The sequence below is a fragment of the Kitasatospora sp. NEAU-CNBT7 genome (genome assembly GCF_057220535.1).
In genome coordinates this window covers 99,916-113,431 of sequence record NZ_JBXQQB010000026.1, presented here as the reverse complement: position 1 = coordinate 113,431, position 13,516 = coordinate 99,916, and the positions used below count along the sequence as shown (strand labels likewise).

Annotated in this window: 13 protein-coding genes; 4 read left to right on the top strand and 9 right to left on the bottom strand. The window is 76.5% G+C overall.

The window, feature by feature from the left end; translation table 11 throughout:
* Positions 1-35: 35 nt before the first annotated feature.
* Together AC2TEW_RS28145 and AC2TEW_RS28140 are read right to left on the bottom strand one after the other, a co-directional pair.
* Positions 36-2,318: a glycosyl hydrolase family 18 protein gene (locus AC2TEW_RS28145; protein ID WP_484626166.1), complete on the bottom strand. Its 2,283-nt coding sequence runs from the start codon at positions 2,316-2,318 to the stop codon at positions 36-38.
* 133 nt (positions 2,319-2,451) lie between these two features.
* Positions 2,452-3,432: an ArsR/SmtB family transcription factor gene (locus AC2TEW_RS28140; protein WP_484626165.1), complete on the bottom strand. Its 981-nt coding sequence runs from the start codon at positions 3,430-3,432 to the stop codon at positions 2,452-2,454.
* 69 nt (positions 3,433-3,501) lie between these two features.
* Between AC2TEW_RS28140 and AC2TEW_RS28135 the strand changes: the two genes are divergently transcribed.
* Positions 3,502-4,770, top strand: a complete 1,269-nt coding sequence (locus tag AC2TEW_RS28135; RefSeq protein WP_484626164.1) for an MFS transporter — start codon at positions 3,502-3,504, stop codon at positions 4,768-4,770.
* A gap of 35 nt (positions 4,771-4,805) precedes the next feature.
* Here the strand turns inward: AC2TEW_RS28135 and AC2TEW_RS28130 are convergent, their stop codons facing one another.
* Entirely contained in the window at positions 4,806-5,597 is a 792-nt protein-coding gene (locus AC2TEW_RS28130; RefSeq protein ID WP_484626163.1) for an ATP-grasp domain-containing protein, read from the bottom strand.
* 130 nt (positions 5,598-5,727) lie between these two features.
* On the opposite strand from AC2TEW_RS28130, the gene AC2TEW_RS28125 reads away from it, so the two are divergent.
* A complete protein-coding gene (locus tag AC2TEW_RS28125) occupies positions 5,728-6,492 on the top strand; it encodes an enoyl-CoA hydratase family protein (RefSeq protein WP_484626162.1) in 765 nt (254 codons plus the stop codon).
* A gap of 34 nt (positions 6,493-6,526) precedes the next feature.
* Here the strand turns inward: AC2TEW_RS28125 and AC2TEW_RS28120 are convergent, their stop codons facing one another.
* On the bottom strand, positions 6,527-7,327 hold the full coding sequence (locus tag AC2TEW_RS28120) for a maleylpyruvate isomerase family mycothiol-dependent enzyme (protein WP_484626161.1): 801 nt from the start codon (positions 7,325-7,327) through the stop codon (positions 6,527-6,529).
* 81 nt (positions 7,328-7,408) lie between these two features.
* Between AC2TEW_RS28120 and AC2TEW_RS28115 the strand changes: the two genes are divergently transcribed.
* Positions 7,409-8,170, top strand: coding sequence for an acyltransferase (locus AC2TEW_RS28115; RefSeq protein WP_033818411.1), 762 nt, complete (start codon positions 7,409-7,411; stop codon positions 8,168-8,170).
* Positions 8,171-8,244: 74 nt separating this feature from the next.
* Here the strand turns inward: AC2TEW_RS28115 and AC2TEW_RS28110 are convergent, their stop codons facing one another.
* The 5 genes from AC2TEW_RS28110 to AC2TEW_RS28090 form a co-directional block, all read right to left on the bottom strand.
* Positions 8,245-8,703 carry a group II truncated hemoglobin gene (locus tag AC2TEW_RS28110; RefSeq protein ID WP_484626160.1) on the bottom strand — a complete coding sequence of 153 codons (459 nt, stop codon included), beginning with the start codon at positions 8,701-8,703 and terminating at the stop codon, positions 8,245-8,247.
* Positions 8,704-8,758: 55 nt separating this feature from the next.
* On the bottom strand, positions 8,759-9,661 hold the full coding sequence (locus tag AC2TEW_RS28105; protein WP_484626159.1) for an NAD-dependent epimerase/dehydratase family protein: 903 nt from the start codon (positions 9,659-9,661) through the stop codon (positions 8,759-8,761).
* Positions 9,662-9,783: 122 nt separating this feature from the next.
* The gene (locus tag AC2TEW_RS28100) at positions 9,784-10,431 is read right to left on the bottom strand and encodes a HutD/Ves family protein (protein WP_484626158.1); all 648 of its coding nucleotides are present in this window, start codon (positions 10,429-10,431) and stop codon (positions 9,784-9,786) included.
* A gap of 135 nt (positions 10,432-10,566) precedes the next feature.
* The gene (locus AC2TEW_RS28095) at positions 10,567-10,773 is read right to left on the bottom strand and encodes a cold-shock protein (protein WP_484626157.1); all 207 of its coding nucleotides are present in this window, start codon (positions 10,771-10,773) and stop codon (positions 10,567-10,569) included.
* 116 nt (positions 10,774-10,889) lie between these two features.
* Positions 10,890-12,245 carry an MFS transporter gene (locus AC2TEW_RS28090; protein WP_484626156.1) on the bottom strand — a complete coding sequence of 452 codons (1,356 nt, stop codon included), beginning with the start codon at positions 12,243-12,245 and terminating at the stop codon, positions 10,890-10,892.
* Between the two features lie 17 nt (positions 12,246-12,262).
* Between AC2TEW_RS28090 and AC2TEW_RS28085 the strand changes: the two genes are divergently transcribed.
* Positions 12,263-13,516: an ROK family protein gene (locus tag AC2TEW_RS28085; protein WP_484626155.1), complete on the top strand. Its 1,254-nt coding sequence runs from the start codon at positions 12,263-12,265 to the stop codon at positions 13,514-13,516.

Sequence of the window (13,516 nt, the reverse complement as noted above, 5' to 3'; positions counted from 1 at the left end):
ACCCGGCGGTCACCTGAGGCCGCTGAGCCCGGCGGTCACCTGAGGCCGCTGTCGAGGGCGGTGATCAGCGTGCCCGACGGGGTGTCGCCGGACATCTCCCAGATCATCGCGCCGAGCAGGTTCTTCGACTTGAGGTAGGCGGTCTTCTGGCCGATCGACCACGGATCGTCGAAGGTCCACCACTGGCCGCCGGGGCCGGTGTAGCCGTAGGTGGAGACCGACTGGGTGTCGTGGTGGACGGTCAGGTTCGGCACGCTCGCCAGCAGGTTGGCGTACCCGCGGGTGCCCGCCTCCTCGGCGAACTGGCCCGGCGCCGCGCCCGAGGCCGCCTGCCACTCGCCGCTCGCGCCGCCGTCGGTGACGCCCTGCCAGCCGCGGCCGTAGAACGGGAATCCGATGGTCAGCCGGCGCGGGTCGACGCCCGCGCCCAGGTAGGTCTGCACGGCGCCGTCGACGCTGAAGTGGAAGCCGTACGGGTCCTGGGCGTCGGGCCGGAGATTGGCCTGGTGGCCGGTGCGGTTCGGCTCCCAGGAGTTGTCGCTGCCGGCGCCGTGGAAGTCGTAGCCCTGGATGTTGGCCACGTCCAGGGACTTGAAGATCTTCGTCAGGTCCCAGCCCTGGCCGATCTTGACCGGGTCGGCCGGGGTGAACGCGGTGAGCAGCCGGTGCGGGCCGCCGAGGGCGTCCAGCTGCTTGCGGAACTCGGCCAGCAGCAGGGTCAGGCCGGCCTTGTCGTTCGCCGACCAGTGGTTGCCGGGGTGCCCGTCGGGGGAGCCGGGCCACTCCCAGTCCAGGTCGATGCCGTCGAAGATCCCGGCCGCGACGCCGGGCCCGCCGGCACCGTTGTACGCGGGCAGGTCGCCCTTGATCCAGGTGTCCACGCAGGACTTGACGAACTTCTGCCGGGAGGCCTCGGTGGCCGCCACGTCGCTGAAGTACTTGGAGTAGGTCCAGCCGCCGAGCGAGACCACCACCTTGAGGTTCGGGTACTTGGCCTTGAGCTTCTTCAGCTGGTTGAGGTTGCCGCGCAGCGGGCCCCAGCCGTCGTCGGCCACGCCGTCGACCGACTGGGCGGCGCTGAACGGCCGGGCGTAGTCGGCGTCCGCGTCGCCGGCCCCGGTGCCCTGGTCCGGGTCCTGCGGGTCGGCCGTGGTGCCCTTGGTGACGCCGGCCAGGCAGGTCAGGTTGACCGGGTCGATGTTCTCGAAGGCGTAGTTGATCACGTCGAGCTTGGCCGCGCTGCCCGAGGTGTCGAGGTTCTTGACGAAGTACTGGCGGCCGTAGATGCCCCACTGGGTGAAGTAGCCGACCCGGGTGTACTTCCCCGCACCGGCCAGGTCGCCGGTGGTGACGGTGAGGGCGGCGGAGGCGGGCGAGGCGTTGTCGGCGGCGTCCCTGGCCTTCACCGTGAAGGTGTAGGCGGTCGCCGGGGCCAGGCCGGTGACGGCCGCCGTGGTGCCGGTCACGGTCTGCACCCGGATGCCGTCCTGGTACAGGTCGTAGGCGGCGACCCCCTGGTTGTCGGTGGCGGCGTCCCAGGCCAGCGTCAGGCCGTAGCTGGTGACGGCCGTGGCGCGCAGGCTGCCGGGCGCGGTCGGCGGGACGGGATCGGTGGCGGGGTCGACGGTCCGGGCGGTGACGGCGGCGCTCGCCGGGCCGGTGCCGCCGCGGGTGTCCTTCGCGCGGACGGTCAGGCTGTAGCCGGTGGCCGGGGTGAGCCCGGTGACGGTCGCGGTGGTGCCCGGGGCGGTGGCCAGCACGGTGGCGCCGGACAGCACCTCGTACGAGGCGACCGGGAAGTCGCCGGGCGCGGCCGCCGGCCAGCTCAGCGCGAGGCTGTGCGCGGTCGCGCCGGTCACCTGCGGGGTGCCGGGCGCGCCGGGCGGCACGTCCTGGGTGCCGTCGCACTTGTCGCCGTTGATCCGGCAGTTGACGGGGGCGGTGATCGGGCCGGTGGCCACGAACCAGAAGCTGTAGGGCTCGGTGGTGGCGTGCGGCTGCACGGTGCCGTTGTAGTAGGCGTTGACGGCGCTGACGTGGCGTCCGGCGACCGTCGCGGTGCCGTTGTAGCTGCTGCTGATCGTCACCCCGGCGGGCAGGTCGAACTCCAGCGTCCAGCCGGTGACGGCGGTCGCGTTGTCGTTGTGCACCACGAAGGTGCCCTTCCACCAGGAGCCGTTGTCGGCGCTGGTGAAGACGGCGGTGAGCTTCCCCGCCGCGTGCGCGGGGGTGGCGGCGAGCAGGGCGAGCGGAAGGACGAGCGAAGCCAGCAGGGCCAGGAGTCTGCCCCTGGCGTGGTGCCTCGACCGGACGAGCATCGGTGCTCCCTGTGTGGTGTGGGGGATCCGTACAGGGGTGCCGGGGAGCCACTGGCACTGTAGGTGGACCGGGCCGGACCGTCAACAGGTCCAGACCACAAGGGAGTTGGGAGATCTGCTGGGGCGGCGCCGGTCAGCGGCAGAGCTGGTCGCCGAGCGGGCTGCGCGCGTACAGCACGGTGCGGCCGTGCCGGGCCCGGGTCACCAGCCGGGTGGCCGACAGCACCGCGAGGTGCTGGCTGACCGCACCCGGGGTGACGCCGAGCCGGCGGGCCAGCTCGGTGGTCGAGCACGGCTCGGCCAGCAGCGCCAGCAGCCGCGCCTTCGGGCCGCCGACCAGCTGCTCCAGGGCCTGCGGCGCGGCCGGCGGGCGCCCGGCACCGCCCAGGGTGGCCTGCCCGCGGGCCGGGTAGCTGATGGCCGGCGGATGCCGGTCGCTGATCGAGCTGATCGCGCCGCGGGCGAAGCAGGTCGGCAGGAACACCAGGCCGCGCCGGCCCACCTCGACGTCCACGTCGCCGTGCCGGCAGCCCCGGCCGATCGTCAGCACCCCCTCCGCCCAGTGCAGCCGGCCGTCCAGGTCGCGGAAGACCGCCGCCGCGCCGCGCTCCGCCAGCACCCGGGAGCGGTGCACGAGGTCGGCGTGCAGCACCGAACGGGCCTGCGGCCACCAGACGGGGTGCAGGCACCGCTCCCAGTACTCCTCCAGCGCGTCGGCGATCCGCGCCAGCAGCCGCGCCGGGTCGGCCAGGCCGGCGGCCAGCGGCGCGGGCACCGGCCGGCGGCCCGGTGCGAACGTCCGGGCCAGCTGCCCGGCCAGTTCCCCGGGCGGCAGGGCCCGTACCTCGGCCAGCTCCGCCCGGACGTCCGGGAACGGCACCGCCGGACGCGGGGTCAGGAAGTCCGGTACGTAGCCGTTGTCGGCGACCAGCGACCGCAGCAGCGTGCCGTCCAGCCGCTCGAAGGCGGGCCGCATCGGCTCGAACCAGGGCCGCTGGTGGGGGTGGCGCCCGGGCCGGGTCCACATCTGGAGGCTCAGCACCGCCTCCTGCAGCGGTGAGCAGGCGAAGGAGACGGCGGCCAGCGCGTCCAGACCGAGCCGGAACCGGTGCACACGCCCCCCAGGTTTCAGGCCGGGGCTAAATCATTACCCCGGCTGCCCGCCCCGAGGTCTGATCATGCCATGAGCACCAGCACCACCGGCCCGGCCGGCCTCCTCACCCTGCCCGCCCGCCTGCTGCACCCCGAACCCGTGGTCCGCCGGCTCAGCGTGATCGTCTTCGTCAACACCCTCGGCAGCGGCCTGTCGATGACGCTCGGGGTGCTCTGGTTCACCCGGATGCTCGGTTTCGGCGCCGCGCAGGTCGGCCTCGGCCTCACCGCGGCCGGACTCTGCGGGGTCCTCGCGGGCGTGCCCGCCGGCCGGGCCGCGGACCGCTGGGGCGCCAGGCCGGTGCTGATCGTGCTGGTCTGCGTGCAGGCGCTCGGCACCGCCGGCTACACGCTGATCCACGGCTACGCCCTGTTCGTCCCGCTCGCCTGCGTGACCGCCGCCGCCGACCGCGGTGCCACCGCGGTGCGCGCCGCCCTCTACGCCGACGTGCTGCCGCCCGACGACCGGGTCGCCTGCCGGGCCTACCTGCGCTCGGTCACCAACGTCGGGATCGCCCTCGGGGCCTGCCTGGCCGCGCTCGTCCTGGAGGCCGACACCCGCAGTGCCTACCTCGCCGCGCTGATCACCGACGCGGCCTCGTTCGCCGTGGTCGCCGTGCTGTTCGCGGTCCTGGTCCCGGACCGCCCCCGGGCCGCCGCGGACGGCCGCCCGGCCGGGCGCACCGGCCCCAACCCGGCCCTGCGCAACCTGCCGTACCTGGCCGTCACGGCCCTCAACGGCGTCCTCACCCTGCAGTTCGCGATGCTGGAGGTCGGGGTGCCGCTGTGGGTCGTCCAGCAGACCGAGGCGCCGCGGGCGATGGTGGCCGGCTCGATGCTGGTCAACACCGTGCTGGTGATCGCCCTCCAGGTCCGCGCCACCCGCAGCGTCGACCGGCCCTCCGCGGCGGCGCGCGCCTTCCGGCGCGGCGGCCTGCTGGTGGCCTGCTCCTGCGTGGTGCTGGCGCTCGCCCACGGGCTGCCCGCGGCCGCCGCCGCCCTGCTGGTGGTGGCGGGGGTCGCGCTGCAGGCCCTGGGCGAGGTGCTCGGCCAGGCCGGCACCTGGTCGCTCGGCTACGACCTGGCGGCCGACGGCGCCCACGGCGCCCACCAGGGCGTGTTCAACACCGGCCAGGCCGCCGCGATGATGCTCGGACCGGCCCTGGTCACCTGGCTGCTGATCGGCCACGGACTGCTCGGCTGGCTGCTCCTGGGCACCCTCTTCGCGGCGGGCGCCCTCGCCATGGGCCCCACCGTCCGCTGGGCCGAACACCGCCGGACCCCGGCCGTCGCGGCCTGAGGCCCGCGGGCGGCCCGGCGCCGGACGGCCCGCCGTCAGCGGACGACCGTGGGCAGGTTCCGCAGGTGGGGGCGGTCGGCCGGGGGGACGTCGGTGGCCGGGCCGGCGGCGCGCAGGACCACGTCGAGGACGGCGTCCGGGTCGCAGCCGTAACCGCCGGAGGCCCAGGCCGAGTTGGCCTCGACCACCGCCCAGCGGCCGGAGTCGAGCCGGCCGACGTCGACCGCCACCGCGCTCGGCAGGCCGCCGCAGGCCAGGACCTCGGCGGTGAACGCCAGCACCCCGGCCCGGTCGGGGTCGTCCTCCAGCGGGACGACGTCGAGCCGCCCGCGGGACTGGTAGCGGCTGCCGGTCCGGACCTCGCCGTCCAGCACGAACAGCCGGTACTCCCGCTCGAACGACACCACCTCGCTGACCAGCACCGGCAGGTCCTCCGGCAGGGTGCCGGGCGCGGGCAGGCCGGCGCCGTCCTCGTACACCCGGGCCGCGAACAGCTTGTCGCCGGGCGGCTTGACGAACACCGGCCCGGCCGACCGCCGCGCCCCGGCCAGCGTGCCGAGCGCGACCCGGCGCCCGGTCAGCCCGTACGGCAGCGACGGGAGCCAGCCCGCCGGGTCCTCCAGCGCGCCGATGCCGAGCTCCGCGCCCACCGCGTCCGCGAACAGCGGCCCGCCGTACAGGTGCGCCGGGCGCAGGCCGCGCAGCTCCTCGGGGACCGCCCAGCGGGTGGCGGTGTGGGCGCGCAGGCCCCGGCGGCGGGCGGCGGTGAGCAGCTGCAGGCCGGTCTCGTTGACCCGGGGCGCGAGCAGCAGGAGTCGGTCGGTCACCCGGCCGATCCTGCCGGTCCCGACCCGCCGCCGACCAGCGGTTTTCCGGGGCTCCCTGGCCCGGGGCGAGTGCCTCGTGCGAGAGTGCCCAGCGTCCGACCCACCCTCAGCCGGAAAGCAGGCAGCCGCGATGACCCGCGAGGTCCCCTTCGTCCGCATCACCACCGCCGATGCCGTCACCACCCTGGAGCTGGACTCCCCGCACAACCGCAACGCGCTCTCCACCCGGCTGATGGCCGAGCTGGCGAAGGGCCTCGCGGACGCCGCCGCCGACCCCGCCGTCCGGGCCGTGGTGCTCGGCCACACCGGCAAGGTGTTCTGTGCGGGCGCCGACCTGTCGGAGGCCACCGGCGCCGACCCGACGGTCGGCCCGCGCGGGCTGGTGGACCTCCAGCGCGCCATCGTCGACTGCCCGAAGCCGGTGATCGCCGTGGTGGACGGGCACGTCCGGGCCGGCGGCCTCGGCCTGCTGGGCGCCGCCGACCTGGTGATCGCCGGGCCCGCGTCGACCTTCGCCTTCACCGAGGTGCGCCTCGGCCTGGCGCCCGCCGTGATCTCGCTGCCGCTGCGCCCGCTGCTCGAGCCGCGGGCCGCCTCCCGGTACTACCTGACCGGCGAGACCTTCCAGGCCGCGGAGGCCGCCCGGATCGGCCTGGTCACCGAGGCCGCCGAGGACCCGCAGACCGCGCTCAAGACCGTCCTGGACGCGATCCGGCTCGGCTCGCCGCAGGGCCTCGCCGAGTCGAAGCGCCTGGTCACCGCGGACAAGGTGGCCTCGTTCGAGCGGGACGGCGAGGAGCGGGTGACGCAGTCCGCCCGGCTGTTCGGCTCCGAGGAGGCGCAGCAGGGCATGCGGGCGTTCCTGGAGCGCCGCCCGGCGCCGTGGGCGCAGTGACCCGTCCGGGCACCGGGCGGTCCGCGGCCGGCGCTCAGCCCCAGCGGATCGGGGAGCCCTCGCGCCACAGGTCGAGCAGCGAGGCGTCCCCGGCCACCTCGGCCCGGTCGGCCGGCAGCCGGTTCCAGAGCAGCAGGTAGAGGTCGTGGGCGCGGCCGCTCACGGTGCAGTCGGCCGGGCCGGCGCCTTCGCCCCCGGGGACCCCTTCGTCCCCGGCGGCCCCTTCGCCCGCGGTGACCTCGACCGGGCCCCGGCCGATCGTCACCAGCCAGGACACCGGCAGGTCGGTGGCCCGCACCCGCAGGGTGCGGGTCCGCTCGCTGCGCAGCCGGCCGCGGGGGCGGACCAGGAACCCGGTCAGCAGCTCCGCCAGGCCGTCCGCGGCGAACGCCGGGTCGGTGGCGGTCGGTTCGGCGGGCCCGGCGGCGGACTCGGCGTCCACCCGGTGCACGGCCGTCTCGTGGGCCTGCCGCCGGGCCCAGAACGCCAGCGGCGAGCCCGCCGGCAGGAAACTCCAGCAGTCCAGGCCGGCCGGGGCCCGCTCGAGCTCGGCGACCAGGGCGGCGTGTCCGTCCCGGAACCAGCCGAGCAGGTCGCCGTCGTCCGGGTCCGGACCCCAGACCGCCCGGGTGGCGGCCTCGTCCGGTGGCTGCCGTACCCGGTCGCGGACGATCGCGGCGGCCCAGCGGTGCACCTGGCCGGTGTGCAGCAGCAGGTCGCGCAGCCGCCACCCGGGGCAGGTCGGCACCGGGGCGTCCAGGTCGGTGCGGCCGGCCGCGTCGGCCAGCAGGGCGCCTTCGCGGCGCAGGGCGTCGAGGTGCTCGGAGATCTCCACCGGCGCAGTCTGCCATCCGGCGGATGTGATGTTGATCCCTCGCCAGGCCGGTGCCGGGCCGCCGGCCGATACGGTAGCGGCATGCCGATCACCCGTACGCTCCTGACCGCTGCCCGCTCCCGAGGCCGCCGCGCCGCCGGGCGGCTGGTGCACCGCGGGTGGCGCTGGGTGCAGGAGGCCGGGGCGGTCTCCAACCGCAACCCGGGGCCGTACCGGTTCGGGGAGCTCGGTGACGGCAGCAAACTGGCGTTCCCGCTCGGCACGGTCTTCAACGAGCAGTCGATCGCGATCGGGCCGTTCTGCATCATCGGGGAGCGGGTCACCATCTCGGCCGGGTTCCTGCCCGGGTTGGACCTCGGGCCGGAACCGATCGTGCGGATCGGCGGCGGCTGCGTGATAGGCCGCGGCAGCCACCTGGTCGGCCACCAGTCGATCGTCCTCGGCGACAACGTGTGGACCGGCCCGGGTGTCTACATCACCGACCAGGCGCACGAGTACCGGGACACCGAGCTGCCGATCGGCAAGCAGTGGCCGCGCAACGAGCCGGTGGAGATCGGCGCCGGCTCCTGGATCGGCACCGGCGCCGTGATCCTGCCGGGCGCCCGGATCGGCCGCAACGTGGTGGTCGCGGCCAACGCGGTGGTGATGGGCGAGATCCCCGACCACAGCGTGGTGGCGGGCGCCCCGGCGAAGGTGGTCCGGTCCTGGACGCCCGCCGAGGGCTGGCAGCCGCCGATCCGCCACGACGCGCCCCGCCCGCTCCCTGAGGGGGTCACCGCCGAGCAGCTGCGCGCCCTGGTCGGCTGGGACCTGCACATCCCGGAGGCGGAGCCGGGCCACTAGGCCGAGCCGGGCCACCGAGCGGAGCCGGGCCCACCGGGCGGACCCGGCCACCGGGCCGGGCCGCCTTCCGGGCGCTACTTCTGCAGGCCGTCCCAGCCCCAGCGCGGGGTGGGCCCGGGGTCGCCGAGGTCCTGCCCGACCGGCTCGGCGGAGACCTCGCGGGCGATCCGGGTACCCCAGTCGAAGTACTCCAGGACGCGCCGGCGCAGCAGGCCGTCGTCGGGGAGCTCCCGCTCCACGGCGGCCGCCATCAGCTCCATCCAGCGGAGCCGCTGCTCCTCGGTGATGGCGAGCCCGAGGTGGGCGCGCAGCAGCGCCTGGTGGCCGCCGAGGCCGGCGGTGAACCGGTCGGGCCCGCCGAAGACCTCGGCGAGCCAGACCGCGACGTGCTCGATGTGGGTCGGGGTGAAGTCGGCGAAGACCGGGGCGAGCAGCGGGTCGGCCAGCACCAGGCCGTAGAAGGTGTTGCTGAGCCGCCGCAGCGCGGCGGTCCCGCCGACGGCGTCGTACAGGTTTCCGGTGGGCTCGGGCACTGGTCCTCCTGGGGTCACGGCCACCGGCATCCCCGACCTGATGGCCCGTCACCGGTCAGGGTACGGAACGCCAGGCGTCGGCGATCAGCCGGTCCAGGTCGGAGCGGTCCGGGTGCCAGCCGAGTTCACGCCGGATCAGGGCGGTGTCGGAGACCAGCCGCGGTGCCTCGGGCTGGGCCGGACGGTGGATCACCGGCACCGGGCGGCCGGTGATCCGCTCCACCGCGGCGATGATGTCCAGCATGGCGGCGGGCGTCGAGCCGACGTTGTAGGTGCGGCCCGCGGCCGCCGGCGTGGTGAGGGCCAGCAGGTAGGCCCGGGCCACGTCGTCGACGTGGACGAAGTCGCGGACCACGGTGCCGTCGCCGTTGAGCTCCAGGTGGGGGTGGTGGCCGGCGGCGACGGCGAGCGCCTTGGGGATGATCCGGGCCTCGTCGACGTCCCCGGTGCCGGCCGCGTTGAAGCAGCGCAGCACCACGGCCCGGACGGCGCCCTCGGCGGCGCGGGCGTGCAGCAGCTGTTCGGCGGCGAGCTTGGAGGCGCCGTACGGGTTGCCGGGCGCCGGCGGGGTCGACTCGGTGATCGGCTGCCGCTCGGGCGCGCCGTACACGGCCGCGGTCGACCCGAAGACCAGCCGGACCGGGTCGGGGCGGCCGGCCAGCGCGTCCAGCAGGGCGGCCATCCCGCCGTGGTTGACCTCCCAGTGCGCCTCGGGACGGACCACCGACTCGCGGCCGCGGGTCAGCGCCGCGAGGTGGCAGACGCCGTCGACCCCGGCGACGGCCGGTGCCAGGGCCGCGCGGTCGCGGATGTCGCCCTGCAGGCTGCGGGCGACGGGCAGCCCGGGCGGTGCCTGGGCGCGCCGCCCGAAGGCCCACACCTCGTGCCCGGCCGCGGCGAGCTGCCGCACCACGGCCGTGCCGACGAACCCGTACGCCCCGGTGACCAGGACCCGCACCGCTACCGCCCCTCCTGCGGCCGGCGCGGTGCACCGCCGTCCGGCCCGATCTCGTCCTCGGCCGGATCCCGTCGCGGGCCGGCCGCCCCGCCGCGTCCCGCCGCCCGGCGGGTGCGGGTGCCTCAGCCCGCCGCGGGCGGGGTCAGTGTGACCAGCGCGGCCGTGCCGTCGACCCGCAGCAGGGCGCCGGCGCCGCCCGGCAGCAGCGCCGCGTCGAAGCGGCCGAGCCGCACGCCGCCCGGCTCCCCGCTGCCCGGCTCCCCGCTGCCCGGCTCCCCGCCGTCCGGCTCCGCGCCGCCCGGCTCCGTGCCGTCCGGGTCCAGCCGGGCTTCGCCGGCCAGGCAGACCAGCAGCAGGTCCGCCCCGGACGGGACCCGCAGGGCTCGCCCCTCGGCGGTGACCTCGACCTGGGCGGTGGCGTGCCCGCGGCGGGTCATCACGTTGAAGTCGACGACCGGGCCGCCGAGCAGCCGGCAGTCGGTGGCGGCGTCGCCGGGGAAGGCGAACGGCTCGAACGTTGCGGCCAGCCGGTGTTCGGCGCCGTCGACGGTCAGGGCCATGCCGTCGCCCTCGACAACGGTGATCACCCGGTCGACGCCGTCGAAGCGGGAGAACGGGCCGCCCTGCGCGACGTCGGCGAGGCTCACCCGCCAGGCGAAGTCGGCCAGCGCGGCGCCGGCCGGGAAGCCGGCCACCTCCCGGGTGACGCCGCCGCCGTTCAGCCAGGGGCTGGCCGCCCGGTCGTGTGCCCGCAGTACCTGGATCGCCATCTGCCCCGTCCGTCCTGTCCGTGCTCCTCGGCCGCATCCTGCCACGTCGGCGGGCCGGCCCGGGAACGGCCCGGGAACGGCGGCGTCCCGCCCCGCGCGGTCGCGGGACGGGACGCCGCCGTGGGGCGGGCGGGGTCAGTCGATGGTGACGACCTGCTCGGCCTGCGGCCCCTTCGGGCCCTGGGTGACGTCGTACTCCACCCGGTTGCCCTCCTCCAGCGACTTGAAGCCGGTGGTCTGGATGGCCGAGAAGTGGACGAACACGTCCGGGCCGCCGTCGTCCTGCTGGATGAAACCGAAGCCCTTGTCGGCGTTGAACCACTTCACCGTGCCAGTAGCCATGGGTACGCGCATCTCCTTCGCTGCCACCGCGTGCGCTTCGCACACGGGCCCGTCGCAGCCACCTGCTGCCGGGACCGGGCGAAATCCATCCTCCCCGGGCCGGGGCGTTCCGCCCGTCAGGCTGCCGGTGTGTCGCGGAGCGTGTCACCGGCGCCACCGGGGGTGCCCGGGAGGGACGTGCCGCGCCGGCCGCCGCCGACGGCCAGGGCCAGTACCCCGGCCAGCACGGCGGCCGCCGCGACCGTGGTCAGCGCGGTCGGCAGGCTGCTGGCGTCGGCCAGGAAGCCGATCACCGGCGGGCCGATCAGCATGCCCGCGTACCCCAGGGTGGAGGCGGTCGCCACCCCTCGCGGGCCGCCCGCCGCACCGGCCTGGGCGATGGCCAGCGGGAACAGGTTGGCCAGTCCCAGGCCGACCAGGACGAACCCGCCGAGCGCCGCCGGGACGGACGGCACCAGCGCGGCGAGCAGCATGCCGGCGCCCGCGGTCAGCCCGCCCGCCAGCATCAGCCGGCGCTGCCCGAGCCGCACCGACAGCCAGGTGCCGCTCACCCGCCCCGCCGTCATCGCCAGCGCGTACGTGGCGTACCCGGCGGCCGCCAGCCCGGCGCTCGCGTGCACGTCGTCGGTCAGGTGGAGGGTGGCCCAGTCGGCGAGCGCGCCCTCGCCGTACGCGGTGCACAGGGCGGTCAGGCCGAGCAGCAGCACCAGCAGCCGGGCGTGCGGCAGTCCGCGCCGCCCGGTGGCGGCCGGTGCGGCGGCGGACCGGCCGGCCGGCGGGACGGGCGGCGCTGCGGCCGGGGTGCGCAGCAGGACGGCGCCGGCGGCGGCGGTCACCGCGAGGCCGAGCAGGCCGCCGAGGGCGAGCGCCCAGGCGGTGGTGAGGACGCCGGCCAGCAGGCCGCCGACCGCCGCGCCGAGCAGGCCGCCGAGGCTGTACCCGGCGTGGAAGCTGGGCATGACGGGCCGTCGGAGCTGGGCGACCAGGTCGACGGCGGCGCTGTTCATCGCGACGTTGGCGGCGCCGTAGCCCGCGCCGAACAGCAGCAGGACGGCGCCGAGCGAGGCGACCGAGTGGGTGTGCGCGGGCAGCGGGACGGCCAGCGCGAGCAGGGTGAGCGAGGCGACGGTGACGGGCCTGCTGCCGTACCGGACGCAGAGCCGGCCGACCAGCGGCATGGTGGCCACCGCGCCGGCCGACACGCACAGCAGGGCCAGGCCGAGTGCGCTGTGCGAGGCTGCGACCTGGGCCCTGACGTCCGGGATCCGGACCACCCAGGCGGCGAACAGGAAGCCGTCGACGGCGAAGAAGGCGGTGAGCGCGAGCCGGGCGGCGGACCAGGCCGGCGGCTGCGCCGGGGTGCGGCCGGCTCCGGGGGTGCGGTCGGCGGCCGTGTCGGGGGTGTCGCCGGTGCGGCCGACCGGGTGAGTGAGGGGCGAGGACGGGACGGAGGTTTTGTTTATTGGCGGCACAAAGTCAGAATAGGGGAGTGCAGCACTCACCGACAAGCCCGACCTCCGCCCACGAGGCCCGCCGCCGCCCCGCCCCGGACCGCGGCCGCACCCTGCTCGGCCCCGCGCTGCGGCTGGTCCACACCGGACAGGCCCCCACCCGCTCCGCCCTGACCGGCGGCCTGGAGGTGACCCGCGCCACCGCCGGCGCCGTCACCGCCGAACTCGAGGCGCTCGGCCTGATCACCGTCGACTCCCGGCCGGCGGGCGGCGGCCGCGGCCGCCCCTCGCACCGGCTCGCCGTCGACCCGAACGGACCCGTGGTGGTCGCCGCCCAGCTCCACGCGGACGGCGTGAGCGTCTCGCTCGCCGGACTGGCCGGCTGCCTGGTCGACCCCGTCCACCTCCCGCTCCCCGCCGCCACCGACCCGGTCCGGCTGCTGCGCGCCGTCGCCGAGACCGGCGCCCGGCTCGCCGCCGACTCCCACCGGCGCTGCCTGGGCGTCGCGCTCGCCCTGCCCAACCCCGTCACCGAACCGGACGGCACCGCGCTGGCCGCCCTGCACTTCGCCTGGCCCAGCGGCACCCCGGTCGCCGACCTGTTCGCCGCCGAGGTCGCGCGGGCCGACTTCGGCCCGCGCGCCCTGCCGGACCTGCCCAGCGCCGTCGCCAACGACGCCAACCTCGCCGCCCTCGCCGAGCACCGCCACGGCGCCGGCCGCGACTCCCGCCACCTGCTGCTGGTCACCTCCGGCCACCGCGGTGTCGGCGGCGCCCTGGTGATCGACGGCCGGCTGCACACCGGCAGCGCCGGACTCGCCCTGGAGGTCGGCCACCTGACCGTCGATCCGCAGGGCCGCCCGTGCGCCTGCGGCAACCGCGGCTGCCTCAACGCCGAGACCGACCCCGAGGCGCTGCTCGCCGCCGCCGGCCGCACCGCCGACCCGGCCCGGCCGGTCCTCGCCCAGGCCCGCGACCTGGCCCGGGCCGCGGCCCAGAACCCGGCCGCCCGGGCCGCCGTCGAGCACGTCGTCGACCGCCTCGGACTCGGCCTGGCGGGCCTGGTGAACATCCTCAACCCGGACCGGATCGTGCTCAGCGGACTCCACCTCGACCTGCTCGCGGGCGCCCCCGACCGGCTGGCCACCGTGGTCGCCGACCGCTGCCTGTGGGGCCGCAGCGGCCGGGTCCCGATCGTCCCCGCCCAGGTCCACCACGCGGGCCTGGTCGGCGCCGCCGAACTGGCCTGGGAGCCCTACCTGGACGACCCGCAGGCCACCGCCGGCCGCTGA